The organism is Microbulbifer maximicatervae (SeqCode) (assembly GCF_052468155.1).
In genome coordinates, this window is sequence record NZ_CP174335.1 from 1953430 (window position 1) to 1975483 (window position 22054).

Here is a 22054-nt window from a genome sequence, read left to right on the forward strand (position 1 = left end):
AGCGAGGGGGGCTGTGTTCAGGGGGATCTTACTCTAGATAACAATGAATAAAGAGGTCTTTGAATTAATCCACATTACTTCTTCGAATCTAATGAATCGTTTTGTAGTAATTTTGGAAGTCTCTATAAAGGAGTTGGGTTGCGATAACAGGGACTAAACCTACGGGAAAATCAAATCTGTCGGTGCTTATTTGAGATACTATAGAAGAGACTCTTGATATTGAGGTTCAAATGGAATTTATTGCTAAAGCACTGCCGGCGACAAAGCGAGTGGCTCTGGTAGCCCATGACAACCGTAAAGATGCCATGATTCAGTGGTGTCTCAGACATCACAATCTGCTCAAACGACACCAGTTATTGGCTACGGGGACTACTGGTGGAAAAATTGAAGATGCGACGGGTTTAAGTGTCGAAAAGCTCTTAAGTGGCCCTCTGGGAGGTGATCAACAGCTCGGAGCGAGGATTAGCGAGGGGCAGGTGGACTTACTGATATTCTTCTGGGACCCCTTTGAGCCCATGCCCCATGACCCAGACGTCAAGGCACTACTGCGTATTGCTGCAGCGTGGAATATCCCAGTGGCTTGCAACCAGAGCAGTGCAGATATGGTGGTACAGTCACCATTGATGGACCAATCCTTCGAGCATGAGGTGCCTGACTATCACAGCTATCTAGCAGGACGTTAGTCGGAATTTTTGCTTAAAATTTGATCTTTTCTGTCGGCTCGATTCTGTAACTTATTGATTTTTAAAGTTTATTTATCTCTGTTATCGCTCGCACTTGCAATGCTTGCGAAATCGCGGCAATCTTGCCCACCAGATTAGACCGGTCAATCCGGCACCCCTGATATTTGAAAATTGCACGGTGTTTTATGAGTAGACGACGCGGAAAGGCCGTAGAAGAAGAAAAGGCAGATATCGACCTGACGCCCATGTTGGACGTTGTGTTTATCATGTTGATCTTCTTTATCGTGACTGCTTCATTTGTTAAAGAGAAGGCGCTGGATGTGAATGTGCCTGATCCGAATGAGACCAGCAATGCTGAGCCAGATCCTACCAAGCAGAATATTCTGTTGATGGTTAGCGCAAATGATGAAATCACCATGGCGGATGGCAGCCGTATTGACAGCCGTGCTGTACGGGCCCGTATCGCCCAGATGTATGCGGAGAACCCGCAGGCAATGGTGATTGTGCGTGCACACAACAAGTCTAGTGCGGATACTTACGTACAGATTGCGGATGCCGCGAAGGAAGTGAGCCTGGGTATTCAGGTCTCCCTGGTACCTTACGAGGACTAAGTTCCCGGTGAGTTACCCGCGCTTAAAAAGCCAGCATATTGCTGGCTTTTTTCATTTGTGAATTATGGTTTTGAACTGGTCACAAATTGGGGTGGTACTTAAGTACCCCCTCAAATGAAATCCGATATCAGAATTCTGAACGAATTGCCCAGAGGTCGGGGAAAACCGGTCTAAACAGGGTTCCCTGTAAATAACCTACTCCGCTCGATCCACCAGTCCCCATTTTCCTGCCAATTGTTCGCTCGACCATTTTTACATGTCTGTAACGCCACTGTTGTAACGAAGTATCGATGTCCACCAAAGCCTCACAGATTTCACTTACCAGTGGATCATTGCGATAGATATCGATCAGTATTTTCTGGACGGCTGAAGAAGGTTCCGCAACTTGGCTAAAATCCCTTTCAAGCTCATTAGCGGGTACCTTATGCCCTTCGTGAACCAAAAAGTTTAGGAAAGCATCCCAAAGGGTCGGCGCCTCAAGGCGCTTCATCAAGCGCTGGTAGTGCTCTGAGCCAGGGGTATAGTTTTCCAGTTTTTTCGGGTCCTTGGCTCCGTAAAGAAATTCCAACTCGCGAAACTGGTACGACTGAAAACCACTAGCCGTGGATAGTCGATCGCGGAAAGACATAAACTCCAGTGGGGTTAGGGTTTCCAGGATATCGACCTGTTGAATCAAAGTACGATAAATCGTGTCGACACGTTTAAGTGTATGCAATGCGCGATTGCGTTCACCTGCGTTGAATAGTCGCACCAGGAAATCCAGTTCATGCAACATTTGCTTGAACCAGAGCTCGTAGCTTTGATGAATAGTAATGAAAAGTAGTTCGTCGTGCTCGGGACCATCGGAAAGGGGTTTTTGGCACTGCAAAAGCTCGTCTACTTTTAGGTAAGAGCTATAAGTTATTGTCATAGTCAGCTGCTTCCTGAGTGTGTTTTGACCAGTTACAAAATAATGCTCTCTTTAGCCGGTGTGGATCAAAACAAAAATTACGGCAAAGTGATTTATATTGGACCCATTATAAAGCCCGGAGCTCTTTGAATGGAAAACCCAGCGCAAAACCTACGTGTCAATGGCTCTCGCCTTTGGGATAGCCTGATGGAAATTGCTGAGATAGGCGCGACCCCAGCGGGCGGGTGCAATCGACAAGCCCTGACAGATGAAGACCGTGAAGGGCGCGACCTTTTCGTGCGCTGGTGCCGAGATATAGGCTGTGAGGTCAGAGTGGACCAGATGGGCAACATTTTTGCCCGACGACCGGGAGCAGATAACAGCTTGCCTGCGGTAGTGACTGGTTCTCATTTGGATACCCAGCCCACGGGTGGCAAATTTGACGGTGTATATGGCGTACTTGCCGGCCTGGAAGTTCTGCGCACTCTAGAGGATCAAGGTATCAGGACCAAGGCCCCATTAGAGGTGGTTGTATGGACTAATGAAGAGGGTGCGCGCTTCTCTCCTGCAATGGTGGGCTCCGGGGTTTGGGCTGGCGAATTTAGCTTGGAGTATGGGCACAGCCGCGCGGATAAATCGGGCATCACCATCGGTGAAGAGTTGGAGCGGATCGGCTATCTCGGTACTGAGCCAGCTCAGCCGAGGGCTATTAAAGCTTCATTTGAAGCGCATATCGAGCAGGGCCCGATCCTCGAAAAACAGGATCAGGTAATTGGTGTTGTCACTGGTGTACAGGGTATTCGCTGGTATGACGTAACTTTTTACGGAACGCCTTGCCATGCGGGTCCAACTCCGATGGAGGACCGCCGTGATCCGGTCCAGGCAATGTCCATTCTGTGCGAGCGCATGTATCGTGAAGTCCGGGAGTATTCAGAAGATGCGCGTATGACCTGTGGGGATTTAAGGGCGGCGCCGGGCAGCCGAAATACAGTTCCTGAAGAGGTTGTGCTGGCACTGGACCTCCGTCACCCGTTACCTGAAGGGTTAAACCATCTGCATAAAGCCTTGTATAAGGCGGCTGAAAGAGTACAGGAAGAGACAGGTACCAGAGTCGATATTCGTGAAGAGTGGTACTCACCTCCCGTCGCCTTTGATAAGCATTGCATTGATTCGGTTAGCAGTGCTGTGCAGACCTTGGGATATAGCAATCGCAAGATGGTTTCAGGTGCTGGGCACGATTCCGTATATGTTTCCCGAGTCGCCCCTGTCTCTATGATCTTTGTGCCCTGTGAAGGAGGGCTGTCGCACAATGAAGCAGAATCGGCGGAGCCGGATCATCTTGAGGCGGGTTGTAATGTGTTGCTTCACGCAATGCTAAACAGTGCGGAGCAGGCTTAAGTAGCAGTAAAACAAGTGCTTCTGTCAACTCTCGGCGTTGCACTGTCTTTGTTTTGGCATAGTTGATAACAAGTTGGAATTTAGGCGAATGAGTAATTTTACTTTGAAGCACCGTCAGGATAACGGCGGTACGGCACCCCTGAGTGAGTGGGGGATGGATTCAGAATACGGTGTACTGAGAGATGTTCTAATTGGGCCTGTGGATAACTTCAGCTGGCGCACTGGTAATGCGAGTGCGCGACGTGCCGAGCGCCTCGGTATGAAGTTTGATCACAAGGTGGCGATGACACAGCATGGAGAGATGCTCGATGCTTACCGCCACGCAGGAGTGAATACGCACCTTATTCCAGCGGATAACACATTGCCCTACCAAATTTACGGTCGCGATTCCTCGGTAATGACCCCTTGGGGGCCTATCGTGACTCAGATGTTCAGCCCTTGGCGCCGTGGTGAGTGGGCGCCCATAGTGAAGAAATATGCAGAGCTGAATATCCCTATTTACGACATTATCACCGCAGGCTCTCTGGAGGGCGGTGATTTTATGGTGTTAGAGCCCGGCGTCATTCTGTGTGGCTACTCCGGCGAACGCACCAGCCCGCAGGGATTTGAGCAGATGAAAAGTTGGGTGGAAAAAGAGGGCTGGGAAGTTAAAGGCTACCAGTTCGATCCGTTCTTCCTGCATATTGATGTGATGGTAGCCATGCTTGCGGAAAAGCTGGCAGCAATTTGTGTTGATGCTGTTGAGCCGGAGCTGGTGCAGTGGTTTAAAAGCCGAAATATAGAGATTATCGATATTCCCTTCCCGCAAGTATTGGAACTTGGAGTGAATGTCGTTGCCCTGGGGAACGATCGAGTGATGCTACCTAAGGCCAATACCGGACTGGCGGAGAAGTGTCGCGCACATGGCCTGGAAGTTATCGACCCGGATATTTCAATGATTACTCCGGGGGGCGGTGGCGTTCATTGCATGTGCCAACCTCTGCGCCGGGATTCAGCCAATAAAGTTTGATTACTGTTGATGGTTATCTAGAGGGCCCGGTCACTGGTGACCGGGTTAATCCCGTCAACGAAAGTGGTTGATTAGGAACTCGAACCTCTGGGAGTAGCGGTTAATATGAATCTCCTAAATAGATGGCCTACAGCGGATTAAAAGTGGCTTCCGTTGGGGTTCCATAATTAGGCTACTGAGAGTAGCCCAATCTACTTCTTACCCCGGAGAACAATATGCAAAGCGAATGCGCTGAAATTCAGGCTCAGCTTAAGGACCGCATCCTCGAGATTACGATTAATCGACCCGGGCGCAAAAATGCCCTGACTATGGCCATGTATACCGCGATGGCAGGGTTATTGAATAGCGCAGCTACAAACCCGGATGTTCGCGTCGCGATTATTACCGGTGCTGAGGGTATATTCACCAGTGGTAACGACCTGACAGATTTCCTGGGCGGCTCTGCCGAAGGGGAGGAGTCTCCGGTTTTCCAGTTTATGAGTGCTCTCTACCACTTCCCCAAGCCGGTAGTTGCAGCCGTTAATGGCCCCGCAGTAGGTATTGGTACGACCATGCTGTTGCATTGCGACCTGTCTTTTGCTGGAGACGACGCCATGTTCCAGATGCCGTTTGTGGACCTGGGGCTGTGTCCAGAGTATGGCTCCAGCTACTTATTGCCCAGGATCGCCGGCCATGCCAAAGCTTCTGAACTATTACTGTTGAGCAAGCGTTTTAGTGCTCAGGAAGCCGTTGAGATTGGTATCTGTAATGCCGCAGTGGCGCCAGAACACGCCATAGTTCGAGCACGTGAAGCCGCAGCTGAGTTAGCGAGGAAAGCTCCGGCCGCCCTGCGTTTAACTAAGCAGCTTTTGCGCAGAGCAACTCAAGAGAAAGGGTTAGAGTTTATTCAAGACGAAGGCCGTTACTTTAAGGAACGCCTCGCCTCTGATGAGTTTAAAGAGGCTGCTATGGCCTTCATGGAGAAGAGACCAGCGGACTTCTCCAAGTTTGATTAAGTAAAAAAAGGCCGCACTATGCGGCCTTTTTTCTGATTTCATTTTTTAACGATCCCTATGTCCCCGGGAAAGATAGTTAACGGCTCTGTCGGGGTGGTCGGTAAAGAGACCGTCAATGCGCAGCTGATATACAGCGAAATGCAGGAAGTCCTCGAAGCTTTCAAATTCTTCGGGAATCTTGCCTGTATCGGCGCGGAAAGTGTAGGGGTGAACCTCTAGTTGTCTGCGGTGTGCCCGGCGGACAACACTGTTAGCTCTTGGTTGGCCATTTGTCACTTCCATTAACATAGGATACCAGGGGCCAATCCCATCTGCGTAGGTGGCGATTTTGCGCAAGCCCCCCTGTTGCAGCATCCAGTCATAATTGTACTTTTCAATTTCTCCATTCACTTCGACCAATTTTTCCCCCCAGTCGGTGGCGGCGATCAATTGAACTAATGATAGATCCATCCCCATGGAGGGCATCAGCTCAAATTTAACTCGCTGAAGCTCTTCTGCATCAAAGCACTGGAAGAAAACTTTGTGATCGCGATCGGTATAGCCGTATTTCTTGAGTGATTGCAAAGCTATAGAGGCAATATCTTTTCCTTCCCAGTGATGGAAGTAGGGTTTTTTAATCTCCGGGTAAATGCCAATATCGTAGCCCAGAGATCGGTTAAGCCCCTGAATTAATTCCAGTTCTTCCTCAAAGGTGGATAGCTTAAAGCTAGATTTCCATATTGGAAATCTCTCGGGGTATTTTGCTTGAAGTCCATCCTCACTATCTATGAAGGGCTCTGATACCTGAAGCTGTTTAAGTTCGGTTAGGGTAAAATCGATAGTGTAAAAGTGACCATCATCGCGAGCGCGCTGGGGAAAAACGTTGGCGACATTAGTTACACTATCTAGATAAATATCGTGCATTACGATCAAGTGATCATCTTTGCTGAGTACCAAATCTTGCTCGATATAGTCTGGACGCATACCGTAAGCCAGCGCTTTGGATTCGAGGGTGTGTTCAGGTAGGTAGGCTGAGGCACCTCTATGAGCTACCACAATAGTTTGTTTATTTCTCTGATCAAAGTTATCCGCGCAGGTTAGTGTTGCGGCTATAGAAAAGCCAATCAACACTACTGATAGAATGTTTTTTAACATCTGATAAAGGCCCGTGATGAATTGTGGGGCACTTTCTAGCAGAGAAATGTGACAGGGATATAACTGAATACGAGAGCCCCGCCGGGACGAGGCTTTCGCAGAGCTATTCAGCGCGGCTTCGTCTATCTGATAGGCATTATGAACCCTGGAGACTCTAATTTCTTCTCTCTTGAAGGTTGGCTTTGAAGGCTGCTCGATTTTCTTCTTGAAGATTTTTGAACTCTGCTAATTGTTGATCCGTCAGTACGGTGGACATTTCACTGAGCGTAGATTTTCTGATAGCGGCCATTTCTTTGCCTAACTGGCGCTTCTCACGAAAGCTCATCTTTTGGATAGCGCCAGAGGGACTTTCTATGTTAACGCCGTATTTTGCAAGCACTTGGCGGCGTTGTTCATTGGCTGATTCCAGGATTGGCTTTACTTTTTCTACCTGCTCATCAGAGAGGTTAAGCTTGGCTTTAGTTGCCTCTAAGCGCTCCGCAAGTTGTGCGGCATGGTCATTATCTGCCCAAGCTAGGGTATTTGCAGAAATGGTAATTATTGCAGCGATTACCAAACTGAATAATTTCTTCATTGTGACTTCCTCGTTAATGAGTAAATGCCGTTGCTGTGAGGAGTATGATAATGGCTAGATTGTAAGCCAGTGCCATCCAACGCAAGGAAGTGTAAATTCCCTATTCCCTCTCACATGGACTGAGATATTCCAGGATATCCACAGTCAGATACTTCTACTCAAGATAATTCTAGACAATTCTGGTTGGCTAGTGCGCCTAGGTAAGTCAATAGAAGATAAACCGATATCCAGTCAGCCCGGAAACCATGAATCGATAAGGGTTAATAGTCAGCAAGCAAAGATTGTCGCCTACAGAGGAACCGCTGGTTTAGGTATTAACAGGAAGTTAAGCATTCTAAAACGGCGCTATTTCAGCGCCGTCAAAATTTAATCAAGACTTGAGGCAGGTAAAATTGCGTTATTACAGTGCAACGCTTTGCTATGCCGCGATGATGCCTGCCAAAAGCGTCTTAATCCCCTTCACACAGTGGCTTCGTGAGACCATAGATAGTCGGCATAGATTTCCCGAAGGTCTTTTTTGCTGACTTTGCCTGTAGCCGTATGGGGGATTTCCTTGGCAATGACACAGTCATCGGGAATCCACCAGTTGGCAAAATGCCCTTTAAAGGATGTCAGAATCTCCTCAGTTTTTAGTGTTTTGCCTTCAGCGGGAACAATGATCAGGAGAGGCCGCTCAGCCCACTTTTCATGGGCAACCCCAATAACAGCGGCTTCGGCTACTCCCGCCTGTGTCATAGCAAAATTCTCCAGCTCAATAGAGGAAATCCACTCGCCGCCGGACTTGATAACATCCTTAGTGCGATCAGTGATTGTCAGGTAGCCGTCAGCATCGATCGTGGCAACGTCACCAGTATCAAACCAGCCGTCTTCGGTAAGTGCTGACTCTTTGGATTGGTAGTAGCGCTCACAGACCCAGGGACCACGCACTTGAAGGGCTCCAAAAGCCAGCCCGTCTTGTGCCAAGGTATTTCCCTCGGGGTCTACAATACGCATCTCGACCCCAAAGCCCGCTCGGCCCTGCTTGAGCCTGAGGGCCTGTGCTTCGTCTTTAGAGAGGTTCTCAGGTATGCGGGCATTGTAGGTTCCCAGTGGGCTCATTTCAGTCATGCCCCAGGCGTGATGGGTGTATACCCCATGCTTTTGCTCGAATTCCTCCATAATACTCCAGGGGCAAGCCGATCCACCCACGACTACTCGATTCAAGCTGGGTAGGGTCTCTTCACTTTCCCGCAGGTACTTGAGCAGGGCGAGCCAAACGGTTGGAACGCCGGCAGCGATAGTAACGGCTTCCTTTTGAATTAATTGACTGAGCGTTTCTCCACACCCCATTTGGGGGCCAGGTAACACGAGTTTTGCTCCAACAGCCGGTGCCGCATAGGGTATTGACCAGGCGTTGACGTGAAACATGGGAACAACAGGCAATATGGCTTCGTCCCTTCTAATCGCAAAGACATCTGGCATCAATACGCCGTAGGTATGCAGCATCAGAGAGCGATGGGAATAAAGTACCCCTTTGGGATTGCCTGTTGTGCCTGATGTATAACAGAGTGCTGCTGCACTCTCTTCCTCTAATTCAGGCCATTGAAACTCAGTGGGCTCTGCTGCAATCAATGTTTCATAGCAGTAAACATTGCTCAGGCTTGTGGCGGGCATATGTGCTTTATCAGTTAGCACAATGATGCCTTCAATCGAATCTAGATATTCTGCCAGAGATTCGATTAGGGGCATAAATAGTGGATCAATAAACAGCCATCGATCTGTGGCATGCTCAATAATGTAAGATATTTGCTCAGGGAAAAGCCGGGGGTTAATGGTATGGCAAACGAGCCCGCTGCAAGAAGTTGCGTAGTAGAGTTCAAAATGCCGGTGATCGTTCCAGGCAAGAGTACCAATTCGATCTCCATCATTGGCTCCAAGCTTTTGTAGTGCATTTGCCAATTGCGAGACTCGCTCAAAAGCTTGTTGATAGCTATAACGAAAATCGGGGTTATCCAAAGTAACTGAAACAATCTCACTATCCGGTGAGTTGCTTAGAGCATGCTTCATAATACCGGTGAGGATGAGCTGGGATTGCATCATCATGCCATTCATCACTTACTCCTTATTATTATCTTTTATTTTCAGATAGACACTAACCCTCCAAAATTTTGGGGGGTGATAGAAAAAGGATTAGGGGCTGCTTCTTATAAAATTATTGAACGATCTTTATCCATTCTCCGGGCTTGGGTTCTCCTCGGGGATAATAACCATTTAAGAGGCGTAATTGCTCCTCTGCATATTCGCCGATTTCCATATGTTTTGCCAGGGAGGCAAAAGTAGTTTTTTCATTGGCCTGGACGTAGCGCAAGCGTTTGATGTCCTTCTCTTCTACAATGTCAGTTTGTCGTAGCGGCCTGAAGCTTCTAATGCTGGTCAGGAATAAATTGTCATATTTATCAATAGCTTCTGGATCTGAGTCTTCATCATTTGTGACTTTCCCCTGCAGTACAAATTGTCTGCTACCATAAAAAATTACCGCAATTCTGTCTGGATCTGCATCCTCTTTTTCAAGCGGTGGAATTTTTCCGGTATGGCCTTCAAGTCGATATTGATTGAGTTTCTCCCCTTTCTCCAGTTGTCGTAGATCGAACTCTGAGCGCAGAGCCATGTCAGCGGGCTGGTTGCCATCGCGTTGGGTAACTGTAATGGTAATTTGTGCACTTTTATCAGGTGCAGAGCCGACAATGGCTGAACGTTGATTTTCTACCAACCAGCCATCGGGAAATAGAAGGGAGAAACCCAGCCGCTTGTGATTGTAGCGATTTTTAGTGGACTGCTGTGTGTTCTGTCCGTACACAAGGCCATCTGTTTTTTCCCGATAGTATTCTACTTTGGTTTCTTTGTTATCTTCGGGAAGCTGGCCTGCAGCGTTTACAACTTCCTGTAGGCGAAGGTCATTTCTAGGGTGAGATGCAAAAACCCCGTGGTAAGTTTGCGGTTTCTTGCCCTCAATACGGGCACGGCGTCGGGCAAATGTCTCCTGATCCTTTAATAGCCCAATAACATTGATCATGGCCTGGGGGTCATAACCAGCGTTGAACATATATTGGGCTCCGAAGCGATCCGCTTCCAGTTCCATCTCGCGGCCGTAACCCTTCACTGCAGCGGTGCTATATAAATTTGCAACATCTCCGACTACACCACTACCGGTAACCAAAACTGACAATACTGATACAACGCTGGCTCCGGTCGCAGCTGTTTTTTGCCTTACCGCATGGCGGGCGGTGATATGGCCAATCTCGTGAGCTAGTACAGCCGCCATTTCAGCTTCAGAGTGCAGGTAAGTTAGAAGGCCTCGGTTGATGTAGATATACCCACCGGGAAGGGCAAATGCGTTGATATCCTGGCTGTCGATGATCGTAAATTGGTACTTGATATCCGGTCTGTCGCTGGCGGCGGCTACTTTTTGCCCGACATGATTAACATAAGCGGTTAGGACTGGGTCTTTATAGATCGGAGTGCTCTCTATTAGCTTCTCATGCATCTCTTTACCAATGGAGATCTCCTTGTCCTCTGACATTAGAACAAGGTCAGGCTTATTGGTGGCAGGGTTAAATGCACAGCCTGCACTGAGTATTAGGATAGCGCTGGCAAAAACACGCTCGATAAATTTCATTACCCCTGGCCTCCCGTAGCGTCTTAATTTTTATGAACTGGGTGTTACTGCTGGCATCAAGAATTGTTGGAGCTGCAGCGCCATTCCTTTACAGGCATTATTCTGGACCCTGGCGATTAGTGGTATTGGAACCACGATCGCGGGCATATAGGAGGTTCCTTTGGCATCTGCACTAAGTTTCCCAGATAATTCGCGGTCCCTGAAATCCCATACTGCCGCTTCGTAGTCAGATTCCTTATCCCAGGTCCCAAAGCCAAAGCACCCTGCACCGCCGGTACTGATGGTACAGCTGATAGAGCCGGCACTGGCTGTGGTCTCTGTTGAACCATCAATCCAGACGATGTACTTCACTCCATAGGTTTCCATTCGCTCACGCACACTTTCATTTTCCATCAGGCGATCTAGGGAGCGAACATGCATAGGTGCTGTCCTGGGTTCAAACCAGGGGTACATAAGATCGACAAAGTCTTGCTCTGGAATAATGTTTACACCTAACTCAGGGTTGTGTAGTTCTCTACCAACACAGGCAATTAAATCAGGCTCTGTTTCATATTCACTGGAATGACGGCGGCCCAAGATGACGACGGAATCTCCTTCGGCAAGCTCACCATCGGAGCGTCGATACTCATCAATTACGACAGTGGTACAACCGCTAATAAAGACTATCGCTGCAACTAGAAGTGGCTTGAACACGATTTACTCCTCTTATTCAGCCTTTTTGGCTTTCACCTTGATTTCTCTCAGTGATAGCGATCGGCGCTTCCCAGAGAGAAAGGCCTGTAGTTCAGGGACTTTCCCAAACCCGGTATAAAGATTTGCTCCGGCATCGCGCAGGGCGATATTTATCGCCTGAGTTAATGCCTGTTCCTGGGACTGTAAAAATGCGGTAGGGGTTTTTCCGTAAGCGGTTATTACCCAGTTGGCAACCTGTCCGCCACTGGGGTCAAATGCGGTCATGTTGTATTTAATCCATACCTCAAAAATATTGACCCTTGTCTCTCTGGGCATTGTGAACTGCAGCTCTCGCACTTCTGGAACTATCACCAGTTCGACATTGGCGGGGACTTCCTGTGGATAACTGGATAGAGATACGGTATCGGTAAACATGGAACCCAGTACTGTTTCAAACAGATTTTTTTGTGCTCTGCCTGTGCTTATATTCCATTCTTCACGATCTTCACTGTCTTCTTTATAAGTGAAACTTTTAAAGTCTTCACTGAGGTAGAAGCCTACTGTTATTGGCAATTGATCGCCTATTGGGGCTGGGTAATTGCCATCCACCTGTACTGTATGACTGCAAGCACCCAGGAAGAAACTTACAAGAATAAGTACCTTTAGGTGTCCAAAGGAAGTCGACCTATACCTCATATGTTCCTCCTTGAATCATTTAACTAGCGAAAGTCATTCAACCCCACGAAAGTGCCGCCGTTTCGATAGGTGAGTTCGCGCATAAGGGCCGCAAAGCGCAGTCCTGTGGTTTGTAGGTGTGGAGGGCGAGAGAACTGTACAGGGAATCCTACTGCATGGATTCTGATATTTCGTTTTCCCTCACCGTGCTTAGCATTTACCCGTTCGACAGCTAACATAACCCTGCGGATTGATTTTCCGGTGAATTCATCGCCAAGCACATAAATACTGATTTTCTTACTGGGATCATAAAAGCTGCGGACGGCTTTCTGGATACCTTCAACAGGGCTGGAGTTACTAAAAGGATTCCAGGACTTCAACCGCTTTAGTATCGCTTGGCGGCGCCCAGGGGTATCTGGTATCCACTTGTTTCGATAATTGAAGAACATATAGTCCCCCATATCATTCATGACCTGGATACCTTTAACATTGGGATAAAGGTCTAGAGTATTGACCATCTCCGCCATCATTCGGTCCCAGCCGTAATTAAACATACTGCCGGATGTGTCGATAATGAAGAGAATGTATTCGCTGTCGACAGGGATTCCGCCAATAACATTGTTTTTACGCTGGTAGTTCTCGCCCAGTAGGCGACGCATTTCATCAGTGATGGATTGTAGTGCAATGGTCAGCTCACCTTTGAGTTTGCCATCCTCACTTTGCCCTTCGGTTTTACTGGCAAATTCCGCTTGAAGTGCTTCCAACTCACCGCGCAGGTTGGCAATTCTCTTGCGCTCGATATCGATTTGTTCTCGCTTTGAATTTAGATCCCGGTTGATAACTGTGGTCTCACCACGGATTTCTGCCAGCTGTTGCTGTAGTTCCAATACCTGCCCTTCAAGGTCTACTTCAGCTTCCTCTAATACAATCGGTTCTGCAGTCTTGGCGATCATCAGCAGCAAAACAATTGCGCCAAATCCGCAGCAGATAACATCCAGGAAGGAAATGCTGAACTCCTCCTGGCGACGCTTTTTTTGTGCTCCTATCATGGCCAGTCCCTCGAAGGTGCAAGGAAAGAGCCTTTGCTTTGCATCGCCAGCTTCCAAAATTCACTAGCCGCAAATGGGTCCCCCTCCATAGGGGCAAGAATGACATTGATGGGGATATTCTTGGGGAGCACTTTTACCGCGCGCTTGAATAGACTGCGCCTGTCTCTACCCGAAATAGTGGGTTTTCTGGGCGCACTCATCCCTTGGGTCGGTAACCCATCGGTAATGAGAATAATGTTGTCGGGCAGTGGCGTCATAGCGTTAATAGCGTTAAATACTCTCTCTAGACTGGTACCATTTTCTGGCACTACTTCATCTAGCCCTTTGATAGCCTGGTCCAACTGGTCGCGGTCATCTACATTGAGCCAGCGATCTTCTGTACCGGCTATTGCGGCACGAAAAGAGGTATTAAAAGTATAGATCTGGTATTGGCTATCCCTGGGAAACTGAGCAGTAAGCCAGGAGACTGTGCTGACGGCCCTGCGCCATTTTTCAGTTTTGCGTTTGACCGGTGAAGACATGTTACGGGCGCGTATTATTTTAATAAGCTCGTCGCCGAGCATGGACGCAGATGAATCCAATAGTATCAGGATGCGATTACCGCCTAGGCGCAGGCCGGTGAGGTATTGACGGTCCCCATCACCGACAAATTTACGAACGTTATTTCCCAGCTTTTTATTTTCTTCCTCAAGGTTCTTTTTCGCCTGCTCCAGTTTTTTGAGTTTATCTTGTAGCCTCTTGATATCCTCTTCTTCATCGATACTGTCGATTTCAGCGATATTGCCTTTGGTTTCCTCTATTTGCTCCAAAATGCGCCTGGCAAGCCCTTGAGCCTCAACCAGTTCATCACTAACGACATCCAGAGTATTTCTGGCTTGAACTAAGTGTTCCTGTCCAAATTCCACCTCCTCTTCCAGAAGGTTCACCTCGGCAGTGAGATCTTCAGTCTCTACTTCAACTTGGTGATCGGAGCCGTGTTTGATAATAAGAAAAATTAACGCTACTGCCCCAAAACCACAGGACATGATATCGAGGAAGGACAGGCTAAATGTGGAAAAACGACGCTTTTTACGCCCCATATCGCTCCACGCTAATCGCAGTTATCACATCTTGATAATCTGCAACTCCAATTGTATCGCCGGCGTTGAGATTAACGGGTGACTCAATCTCTTTTCCATTGAGTGTGAGCTGAATTCCAGCATCCACCCGCAAAGCAAGTCTGCCCGCATGATTTGTGACTGTTGCGGCAGGGTGCTCCGGTGGTGTTGGGGTGACTTGAAATTTCTCGTCATGCCAGAAAACGAATAGAGGTTCCTGGGCGGCCAGTGCCTTGTGGCCAAAAAGTAAATGTGTCGCTACGGTTTCTGAGGATTTCTCTACATGCACCTTGACCTCGCTGGGGGGGAGGGCAGTGACAGAGTTGATCAGTTTCAATGTACTGCTATCACTGCGCAATTCTTTCCAGCGATGATTGATGGCATGTGCAATGGAGTCTCTTGAGAGAAGATGTACACGTTGGGCCAATTGAATTCCCCCTGGGATATCAGCCCAGCGATGGGAGATAAAACTCACACTTTGACTTTCCTCCAGGTTTTCAATCATTGCCCGTATACGAGAAAGGAGAGGGGTTGTTGCATCTTGAAGCTGCCGCAGGCTGATCTTTGCTGTTCGATCATCAAGTTCAGCTAGAACTTCTCCGTGACGCATCGCTCGATCAGTCCACTGGGGCATCAAATCATAGAGTTGCTGTTCTGATTCAGCTGAATGTAGCGGATCAAATCGGCACTGCATAATAAATGCATCGGTAAATACGCGAGCCCAGGATTCCTGGAAGTTGTGTAGTCCTGCGTCGGCAACAGTTTCTACTGTTTTCACCGTGGCTTGCTTATCCACAGCAATCTTTGTTACCAGTGTCTGGTGGAGTTGTAGGTCGATATGCAGTTGGATTCCAGCAGGAGCCAAATTACCCAGGCACGCGGTTGCTGCATCAACAATGCCTACGATATTGATATCGCTGACTTTAATAACTCCCAGAAGTAAGGCCAGTTGTTCGTGGGTAAAATTGCCGGGAACAGCGAGAACAATTTCATCGGGAAGGTCACAGTGTTCCGCTATTTCCTGAAGGTGGCAGTAGACCAAGTCGGCATGGTGGCGGCAACGTTGATTTTCTGACTTTAGCGACTCGAGGCTCAGTCTTCTCCAAAACTGGTTGTTAACCTGAGTCGGGTGGCTCCTGGCACGCATTTGAGCTGAGGTGCCAATATGAATTTTATTGTGTTCAATAACTGCAATTCCAGGACTTTCCAGTACTTCGTTAGTATTTGAAAATACACGTAATCCGCAGTCATTTATTTCCAGGACGCCTTGTCCCATGGGTTTATTCCTCGCTACGACTTATTCAGGTAAAACCGCTAGCTGATTTTCAGAAAGCGCAGTAAGCGGTTGTCACAGTAACTTTGTGTATCCAACACCAGGCGCTCCTGCATGAGTTGTAGCTGGTGAGTGAAAAACATAATGACGATACTAATTACCAGGGCGATAAAGGTAGAGTTAAACGCGACCCCCAGACTTACCGTCACGCCAGCTATATCCCCCTCTACAGCTCGATGCGCCTGTGATAATGCTTCGCCGATACCTCGTACCGTGCCAATAAATCCGATAGATGGAATAGCCCAGGTAATATAGCGAACCATTGCCAGCTCAGAGTCGAGTCTGTCTCCCTCAGTTTCGCAAACCTCTTTTACAGAGTTGGAAACGGCGGCGACATTCTTGGTAGAACCGAATCTCTGCAGGGCGGTGAGTAGTGCCCTGGGAACTAAATATCGTCGCTCCTCTTCAGGAAGGGCTTGTATTGGGCGGGATAAATCACGGGTATCCTCGGGAAGAATAGGAGTTCCCTCGCTGATATTAAGTAGAGCTTTGTCCAGTAATTTTCGCTCGCGAATGCTTCTCTGTGCCTTTAGTCCCATAATGGCCATTGCCCACAACATCAGAACAAAGCAGGCCTCTTGCTCATAGTCGCGCATCACAATGTAGATAGAGCGTTGTTGAACGTAGGTTTCCCCAGCGGCCTCCCTCGCCAGTTGCTCCTCAATTAGCGCATCTGCATTAGGGCGAATAATGGCGACATAAATCGCATGGACCAAAATAATAGACCCCAGAAGAGCAAAGACCTGGAAGACAAAATCTGATGATTTAAATTTCATGGCGATACTCGCTAGAAGCTATTTCTATATATCTACGGGAAAGGAAACCGATAAGTCTTCGGAGATTTCTTCCGAGGCTTTATAGTCATCTGAATTACTTTTATTCCTAGTTATTGGTGCTTCTTTCTTGGGGATTACTGCCGCTGTTTGTTGGTTCTCTTCCGGCTTGTTTTCATCTTCTGCGTACGCGAAGTTGATAAATAGAAGCAGTAAAGTAAGTAATAAAAATTTCACACTAGTCTCCTAATTCACCCAGCGGGCAAGGCGGAAGCCAATATCATTACGAGCGGACTCTCCGTAATCACGGTAGGAGAGGCGTAACTCAGTCAACCCCGAATGACGCCAACTGGAACCACGTATTACATGGAAGTCCCCATCCTCTGGACCGACAGGGTTTTCTTCGATACGTCGGGATAACCCGGTCCCTATCGTGTATAGATCGTGAATCCATTCAGAGACATTTCCACCCAAGTCATAAATACCAAAAGCATTAGGACTGTAGCTACCTACCGGTGAGGTAGCTGCGTAACGATCACTGTAGGTGCGAAGGACTGCAGGAACTAGTTTTGTGGCAGTAGTATCTGCGTAGTTTCCGGAATTGCTCTTTATTGGTAGCTCATTTCCCCAAGGGAATTTTTTCATGGTGCCTTGATCGTATCGTGCAACCCAGGCCCATTCGGCTTCAGTCGGTAAGCGATAACCATTGGCTGCGCCATCAAAGCCGACAACACGCCCGGCTTCCGTCAAATAGACCGGTGTGAGACCGTCTCTTTCACTGAGCCAATTGCAAAATAGCACTGCCTCTACCCAACTGACATTTACAACTGGCAGATTGTCATTGTCGAGACTGACACCATTTATATGGCTTGAGGTATGCAGGCGCTTGAAACGCCGATATTCCCGGTTAGTAACTTCAGTGGTCCCAATATAGAAAGGCCGATTTAGAGATACCTGACGCATAACCTCGTTTGCCCGCCGCCCCTGTTCTCGCCGGGATGATCCCATGGTAAATACGGCGTTGGGGCGCATGAGTTTCATGGTGCCGCCAGCTGCGTGACGCAAAGTTGATGGGGTTTCTCTCCAGCGCGCTTGTTCGGATGTAAGCAGTACCGCTCTGACAGTTTGCTCCAGTTTGGTGCTGGGAATGACACGAGTGTCAAATTCCTGATAGCCCTGTTTACGTACGACAATGTTATGGCTGCGGGCTGGCAGGTTGAAAGTTTGTCCACTGTTCCCGGCGTATTGACCATCAATGTAAACTTCCGCATCTGGAGGGACGCTACTGACGTGAACCCTGCCGTACACAGCATTTAGGTTTATATTCAGGTCTCGCTGTGTTCCAGCACCGAGGTCAACTGTGTGCTCAATAGAGGCGTAGCCATCCTTGAAGAAGCGAAGTCTATGCCTGTGGCCGGAGGCCAATTCCAGTTCCAGCGGGGTATGACCGCGAAACTCTCCGTTGACCGTCACTCCCGCTCCCTCTGGGGTGGTAACAACACGTAAAAGTCCATCAGCGGGTCCCAGGCTGACGGTTGCTAGCGTTTGATCGACACCGGCTGTAACAGCGACAGGAATATCGACAGTTTTATGTTCCGGCAGTGAAATGGATACGGTTCTGTCGCCCTGAACTAATTCAGTGGTCAGTGGTGTTCTGCCGAGAACTTTTCCTTCAACCGTGACCGTGGCCCCGGGAGGGTTGCTGCTGACGGTGATACTGGCCCAGGCCGGTCGAAGTGCGGCCTCCAGTGTGTGGGTATTGTCTAGCCCCTCAACATTGATTTCACGGGTGAACGGCAAGTATCGGTCTGATAGGACAGTCACACGCATAGGACCTGCGTTGATTGCTTCCACAAGACCATTTTTATTGGGTACTTCCCGTCCATTAATAAGGATTTTTACTGGTACAGGGGGCGTTGTTTTAACCTGTAGGTGGCCTGGAAGTTTTTCCAGGGAAACGGAGTGGCGACTGTGCCCGTCACGTTTTACTTCGACTTCGCCGCTCTGGGGCAAATAGCCGTCAGCACTGATCGTGAATTGATAATTACCAGGTAAAACCAAATGTCCATCGCCCAGAGGGATGGCGAACCCACTGACCTTGATGCGGGCATCAACCGGGTTGGTATCAAAGATTAATGACCGCGCCATAATCAGATAGCTGAGTGCAAAAATAGCGAGTAAAAGGCAACCTGCGACAATCAATGCTCGCTTAGAAAGAAAGAGTCGCGCGCGGGTAGATTTTATTTGTACCGGGGTGAATCCAACTGGCTCAATCAGGCTTTGTTCCTGAACTGGCGGCTTTTCATCCTGGACAGGTACTGCTTCCTTCACTGTCATTTATGTTTCCCTATTGCTGGTACTTATAGATTTTTCGCAATGGCATTGGTTTGGCACGCATCGCTTTATGCTCAGTCAGCCTGACCAAAGGTGGGTACACAATTTTCTATCTGCAGAAAGCTTAGCTTGCTGGCGTAATCTGCATGGGGATTTATAGGGTGTTTGTCACAGAACACCTCGTTTCGCTCAGCTCAACGAGGTGTCTGTTGTCATCGCAGCTCATTACGGAAAATCTTATTTTTAGAGTTTATGCTGCTGTCTGGGTTCTCTCATTTAACTATTATTGGCACCATTTATCCTTTCGGCACATTGGATAACAACTTCCGTTGTGGGCTTACCTGGTTTTACAACAAACTCTTGGCGAACGTCTCGGTAACCTTCTCTGGTACCAATGGCGATATAGCGCCCAGGTTTCAGCGCGATTTCCCTTTGGTCAAAATTACCTAATTTCCCTACATGGTAAATGGTGACACTGGTGGTTCGATCCGACTTGAATTTAACCGGTAAGGGGATCAGGGCTTGTGTCAGGGCATTTTCAAGGTCTTCAATTTGTCTTTGTAGCCTTGGGGTTTTAGTATTGAGTTTGCGAGCGTCTGTTAGTACTTGTCGGGCAAAGTAGTTCCTTTTACCTTCGCCAAGGGTTAATGGATCTTGAATTAAGTCTTTTAACTGGTCATCCAGCTTTGCTCTGGCAGCAGCTCTAGCCTTGCCTGTTATTGCGTCCACCAGGCTAGAGTCCTTCTTGACCAGGTCTGTATAACTTTTTAGGGCTCTGTGCCATTCTTCCTTGGTTTCTTCCATGCGGGCTTGTTGGAGGAGTTTTTCTATCTGCACTCTGTCAGCTTCATTTTGTGCTTGTGCTAAGCCGATATCGGGGGCTTTTGCTGTTGGCTTTAAGTTCTTTGCTCGATGAAAATAGGATTTTGCCGATTCAAATTTTTCTTCGGCAATTGCACCGTAGCCAGATGACATCGCGCTTTGATAATCCCTTTCTGTAATTGCACCCTCAACCTTTGCCAATAGATCCTGAGCATCGGCTGTTTCTGAGTCGATCGCGAGAGATTTCTTGAGCTGTTCCTGAGCCAAATCCAATTTGGCCTGTTTAAATGTCTTTGTTCCTTGAGTTAAGTGCCACCAAGCGAGGGGGAGTTTGTCGGCTCGCTCAATACCCTTAAGGCCTCTGGGGTGGTTATTGGATATGGTTAATACCATCTTGAAAGCATCGCTGGCGGAATCCTTATCCCCCTGATTCAGAGCTCGATTACCTTCACTAATATGCGTTTCAATGCGCTCGGGAATACTATCTTTCAGGTACTCTAATGCCTGGAGTGATTCCCGGTATTTTTCGAGCGCTGCCATAAAATTGCGTTTTCGATAAATTTCATCAGCTTTTAGAGCCAAGTCTTCAGCAGAGTAGAATTCTTCAAAAGCCCACACTTCTACCTTTCGATCTTTGAGCTCTTCTTTGATTTCAAGAATTTCCTGGAGAACCTTTTGAACCTCCCTGCGTTGCTGCATTATTTCTGCATCGCTATAAGGAGATTTTTGGTTGCTCTCTACAGCTGCGCTGTTTCCAGGCTGTACGGAGACAATTGTATCGGCTGAACGCTTTGGTGGTTTTACAACTTGAGGAAGCCCCCAAAATACACCGACCAGTGCGCTTACCATTATCACCCCAAGAACGGCGGGCCAGTAGGACCTTTGCTCCCGTTGATGAATAGCATTGGCAGTCGTTGACTTAGGGGATTTAGAGCTTTCCTCTCCGCCGAATGTGAATTCTGCGGGCTCTATATGAACTGTATCTTCCTTGGAGTTATCGCGGTGCTGCATAGTGATTCCGCCGTGTTATTCAATGACCCAGTGAAGATGTTGGGTATTCAGTAATAACTAATCACATTGATTAGCGTGCTTTTTGGGTACCTCTAACGTAATTTAAATGCTGTTACTGACTGCGCCAGTTTCGGCTTCATAGATTTCCTTTAGAATTTCCCGCCATTGCCGATACTGATTTTCAACAGTACCTGTGAGGGTAATAGTGCGATCTTCCAGCTCAACAATTTGCGGTTCTACCTCTGCCTCAATGGAGTCTCCTAATTCTTGCAGAGCTTCCAAATGCATCTTGGCATCGGATTTTCGGTCAAATGCACTTTTAACAAGATAGCCCCCGGCACCGATTCCAACCTGCCCAGCTGCCTGAGCGCTTCCAGTGCCAGCGCCAGCAGCTGCGATACCTCCAATAATGGCTGCTGCTCCCATAATTGTGTGATTGCGGGCTTTGCGCTTTAACTCTCGCATCTCCCTTACTTCTTCATAGCTGCGGGCTCGCCATTCCTGATAGGGAACTTCCATACTTTTGGCGAAGGTGCCGTAGTACTCCTGCAGAGTGTCGACAAACAGATAATCCCTTTCCCGTATTTTTCTTACCCTCTGCAACATGGGGTCATTCTCTGCGGGTAAAGCACTTAAAAAATAGACACCCTCAGCACTTTGAGTTAAATAGCGATTGAATGCCTGGGGAGAAAAATCCCGTGCAAACCGCATCTCAGAAATTGTGCGCAGCTCTACGATTTGCTGATTTGAAAGCTTTTGTCGGTAATTCAGCATATCGTTAGCAATACGGTTATAGATTCCCTGAAAAGCATCTCCTTCAGTAGGGTGCTTTCGGTCGTAGGCATAGTGGGATGCGTTCTCTGAATACTGCTTGGTAAACCACAACTGCCCCCGGGAATCGGATACGGTGATTTCCACCGTCAGCTTTTCTCCATCAGATTGCAAAATACGCCCGGATACGGTCACATCAATATTGGTGCGGCTCGATGGAATAACCCTTACAGCTCCCCACCCCAGGCTGGACTGCAATGAATCGGCAAGTGTGACAGCCATATAGCGGGATTCAGCTTGACGAAGCTCGGGAAAAACAAGCTCATCTTCATCTGCTTGTGCTGTATCGAGACCTGGATTGAATTGAATAACGCCGACATCCAGCAGTCTCTCTTCGGGAACATTGTTATCTTCGATTGTTAGCGGAGTAAATGCGGTAGTTCTGACTTCGGTAGTGGTACAACCATTGATAACAACAAGAGTTAGTAAAAATGCTGCGACTCTTGTTATGAACTGATACTTAACCGGTCGGGTTTTTTGGTTGGTCGACATATCGGCGTTCTCCAAGA

Annotated in this window: 20 protein-coding genes; 5 read left to right on the forward strand and 15 right to left on the reverse strand. The window is 48.0% G+C overall.

Annotated features, from left to right (window positions below):
• Positions 1-230: 230 nt before the first annotated feature.
• Together ACJJIY_RS08375 and ACJJIY_RS08380 are read left to right on the forward strand one after the other, a co-directional pair.
• A complete protein-coding gene (locus tag ACJJIY_RS08375) occupies positions 231-683 on the forward strand; it encodes a methylglyoxal synthase (protein WP_413664359.1) in 453 nt (150 codons plus the stop codon).
• A gap of 185 nt (positions 684-868) precedes the next feature.
• Positions 869-1294: an ExbD/TolR family protein gene (locus ACJJIY_RS08380; protein ID WP_413664360.1), complete on the forward strand. Its 426-nt coding sequence runs from the start codon at positions 869-871 to the stop codon at positions 1292-1294.
• A gap of 127 nt (positions 1295-1421) precedes the next feature.
• On the opposite strand, the gene ACJJIY_RS08385 is transcribed toward ACJJIY_RS08380, so the two are convergent.
• Positions 1422-2204 carry a tryptophan 2,3-dioxygenase gene (locus ACJJIY_RS08385; RefSeq protein ID WP_413664361.1) on the reverse strand — a complete coding sequence of 261 codons (783 nt, stop codon included), beginning with the start codon at positions 2202-2204 and terminating at the stop codon, positions 1422-1424.
• Between the two features lie 129 nt (positions 2205-2333).
• On the opposite strand from ACJJIY_RS08385, the gene ACJJIY_RS08390 reads away from it, so the two are divergent.
• The 3 genes from ACJJIY_RS08390 (at position 2334) to ACJJIY_RS08400 (ending at position 5585) form a co-directional block, all read left to right on the forward strand.
• On the forward strand, positions 2334-3581 hold the full coding sequence (locus tag ACJJIY_RS08390) for a Zn-dependent hydrolase (protein WP_444895215.1): 1248 nt from the start codon (positions 2334-2336) through the stop codon (positions 3579-3581).
• 88 nt (positions 3582-3669) lie between these two features.
• Positions 3670-4590 (forward strand): dimethylarginine dimethylaminohydrolase family protein, encoded by a 921-nt coding sequence (locus ACJJIY_RS08395; protein WP_413664363.1) that lies wholly within the window; start codon positions 3670-3672, stop codon positions 4588-4590.
• A gap of 215 nt (positions 4591-4805) precedes the next feature.
• Positions 4806-5585, forward strand: a complete 780-nt coding sequence (locus tag ACJJIY_RS08400) for an enoyl-CoA hydratase (RefSeq protein WP_444895214.1) — start codon at positions 4806-4808, stop codon at positions 5583-5585.
• 45 nt (positions 5586-5630) lie between these two features.
• Here ACJJIY_RS08400 and glpQ read toward each other — a convergent pair whose 3' ends face one another.
• The 14 genes from glpQ to ACJJIY_RS08470 all read right to left on the reverse strand — a co-directional run bounded on the left by glpQ (position 5631) and on the right by ACJJIY_RS08470 (position 22037).
• Positions 5631-6719 carry a glycerophosphodiester phosphodiesterase gene (gene glpQ, locus ACJJIY_RS08405; RefSeq protein ID WP_444895213.1) on the reverse strand — a complete coding sequence of 363 codons (1089 nt, stop codon included), beginning with the start codon at positions 6717-6719 and terminating at the stop codon, positions 5631-5633.
• Between the two features lie 154 nt (positions 6720-6873).
• The gene (locus tag ACJJIY_RS08410; RefSeq protein ID WP_444895212.1) at positions 6874-7293 is read right to left on the reverse strand and encodes a hypothetical protein; all 420 of its coding nucleotides are present in this window, start codon (positions 7291-7293) and stop codon (positions 6874-6876) included.
• Positions 7294-7752: 459 nt separating this feature from the next.
• Entirely contained in the window at positions 7753-9384 is a 1632-nt protein-coding gene (locus ACJJIY_RS08415) for a long-chain fatty acid--CoA ligase (RefSeq protein WP_444895211.1), read from the reverse strand.
• 100 nt (positions 9385-9484) lie between these two features.
• Complete coding sequence (locus ACJJIY_RS08420) at positions 9485-10948, reverse strand: M48 family metalloprotease (protein WP_413664368.1); 1464 nt, start codon at positions 10946-10948, stop codon at positions 9485-9487.
• A 30-nt stretch (positions 10949-10978) separates the two neighbouring features.
• Complete coding sequence (locus ACJJIY_RS08425) at positions 10979-11641, reverse strand: hypothetical protein (protein ID WP_444892778.1); 663 nt, start codon at positions 11639-11641, stop codon at positions 10979-10981.
• Positions 11642-11653: 12 nt separating this feature from the next.
• On the reverse strand, positions 11654-12316 hold the full coding sequence (locus ACJJIY_RS08430; RefSeq protein WP_282934292.1) for a hypothetical protein: 663 nt from the start codon (positions 12314-12316) through the stop codon (positions 11654-11656).
• 23 nt (positions 12317-12339) lie between these two features.
• The gene (locus ACJJIY_RS08435) at positions 12340-13344 is read right to left on the reverse strand and encodes a VWA domain-containing protein (protein ID WP_413664370.1); all 1005 of its coding nucleotides are present in this window, start codon (positions 13342-13344) and stop codon (positions 12340-12342) included.
• On the reverse strand, positions 13341-14423 hold the full coding sequence (locus ACJJIY_RS08440; RefSeq protein ID WP_282934290.1) for a vWA domain-containing protein: 1083 nt from the start codon (positions 14421-14423) through the stop codon (positions 13341-13343). Before ACJJIY_RS08440 ends, ACJJIY_RS08435 begins: the two co-directional genes overlap by 4 nt.
• Entirely contained in the window at positions 14413-15717 is a 1305-nt protein-coding gene (locus ACJJIY_RS08445) for a hypothetical protein (protein ID WP_444912110.1), read from the reverse strand. Before ACJJIY_RS08445 ends, ACJJIY_RS08440 begins: the two co-directional genes overlap by 11 nt.
• A 38-nt stretch (positions 15718-15755) precedes the next feature.
• Positions 15756-16550 (reverse strand): MotA/TolQ/ExbB proton channel family protein, encoded by a 795-nt coding sequence (locus ACJJIY_RS08450; RefSeq protein WP_282934287.1) that lies wholly within the window; start codon positions 16548-16550, stop codon positions 15756-15758.
• 24 nt (positions 16551-16574) lie between these two features.
• Positions 16575-16784, reverse strand: a complete 210-nt coding sequence (locus ACJJIY_RS08455; protein WP_413664372.1) for a hypothetical protein — start codon at positions 16782-16784, stop codon at positions 16575-16577.
• Between the two features lie 9 nt (positions 16785-16793).
• Positions 16794-18884, reverse strand: a complete 2091-nt coding sequence (locus tag ACJJIY_RS08460; protein WP_445359401.1) for a PEGA domain-containing protein — start codon at positions 18882-18884, stop codon at positions 16794-16796.
• Positions 18885-19157: 273 nt separating this feature from the next.
• Positions 19158-20714 carry an ABC transporter permease gene (locus ACJJIY_RS08465; protein ID WP_445359402.1) on the reverse strand — a complete coding sequence of 519 codons (1557 nt, stop codon included), beginning with the start codon at positions 20712-20714 and terminating at the stop codon, positions 19158-19160.
• Between the two features lie 102 nt (positions 20715-20816).
• Positions 20817-22037 carry a hypothetical protein gene (locus ACJJIY_RS08470; RefSeq protein ID WP_413664375.1) on the reverse strand — a complete coding sequence of 407 codons (1221 nt, stop codon included), beginning with the start codon at positions 22035-22037 and terminating at the stop codon, positions 20817-20819.
• Positions 22038-22054: the final 17 nt, after the last annotated feature.

What these genes read in the sequence shown, in the direction of transcription:
- ACJJIY_RS08375 (WP_413664359.1), top strand. Translation starts at nt 231, where the DNA reads ATGGAATTTATTGCTAAAGCACTGCCGGCGACAAAGCGAGTGGCTCTG.
- ACJJIY_RS08380 (WP_413664360.1), top strand. Translation starts at nt 869, where the DNA reads ATGAGTAGACGACGCGGAAAGGCCGTAGAAGAAGAAAAGGCAGATATC.
- ACJJIY_RS08385 (WP_413664361.1), bottom strand. Translation starts at nt 2,204, where the DNA reads ATGACAATAACTTATAGCTCTTACCTAAAAGTAGACGAGCTTTTGCAG.
- ACJJIY_RS08390 (WP_444895215.1), top strand. Translation starts at nt 2,334, where the DNA reads ATGGAAAACCCAGCGCAAAACCTACGTGTCAATGGCTCTCGCCTTTGG.
- ACJJIY_RS08395 (WP_413664363.1), top strand. Translation starts at nt 3,670, where the DNA reads ATGAGTAATTTTACTTTGAAGCACCGTCAGGATAACGGCGGTACGGCA.
- ACJJIY_RS08400 (WP_444895214.1), top strand. Translation starts at nt 4,806, where the DNA reads ATGCAAAGCGAATGCGCTGAAATTCAGGCTCAGCTTAAGGACCGCATC.
- glpQ (WP_444895213.1), bottom strand. Translation starts at nt 6,719, where the DNA reads ATGTTAAAAAACATTCTATCAGTAGTGTTGATTGGCTTTTCTATAGCC.
- ACJJIY_RS08410 (WP_444895212.1), bottom strand. Translation starts at nt 7,293, where the DNA reads ATGAAGAAATTATTCAGTTTGGTAATCGCTGCAATAATTACCATTTCT.
- ACJJIY_RS08415 (WP_444895211.1), bottom strand. Translation starts at nt 9,384, where the DNA reads ATGAATGGCATGATGATGCAATCCCAGCTCATCCTCACCGGTATTATG.
- ACJJIY_RS08420 (WP_413664368.1), bottom strand. Translation starts at nt 10,948, where the DNA reads ATGAAATTTATCGAGCGTGTTTTTGCCAGCGCTATCCTAATACTCAGT.
- ACJJIY_RS08430 (WP_282934292.1), bottom strand. Translation starts at nt 12,316, where the DNA reads ATGAGGTATAGGTCGACTTCCTTTGGACACCTAAAGGTACTTATTCTT.
- ACJJIY_RS08435 (WP_413664370.1), bottom strand. Translation starts at nt 13,344, where the DNA reads ATGATAGGAGCACAAAAAAAGCGTCGCCAGGAGGAGTTCAGCATTTCC.
- ACJJIY_RS08440 (WP_282934290.1), bottom strand. Translation starts at nt 14,423, where the DNA reads ATGGGGCGTAAAAAGCGTCGTTTTTCCACATTTAGCCTGTCCTTCCTC.
- ACJJIY_RS08445 (WP_444912110.1), bottom strand. Translation starts at nt 15,717, where the DNA reads ATGGGACAAGGCGTCCTGGAAATAAATGACTGCGGATTACGTGTATTT.
- ACJJIY_RS08450 (WP_282934287.1), bottom strand. Translation starts at nt 16,550, where the DNA reads ATGAAATTTAAATCATCAGATTTTGTCTTCCAGGTCTTTGCTCTTCTG.
- ACJJIY_RS08460 (WP_445359401.1), bottom strand. Translation starts at nt 18,884, where the DNA reads ATGACAGTGAAGGAAGCAGTACCTGTCCAGGATGAAAAGCCGCCAGTT.
- ACJJIY_RS08465 (WP_445359402.1), bottom strand. Translation starts at nt 20,714, where the DNA reads ATGCAGCACCGCGATAACTCCAAGGAAGATACAGTTCATATAGAGCCC.
- ACJJIY_RS08470 (WP_413664375.1), bottom strand. Translation starts at nt 22,037, where the DNA reads ATGTCGACCAACCAAAAAACCCGACCGGTTAAGTATCAGTTCATAACA.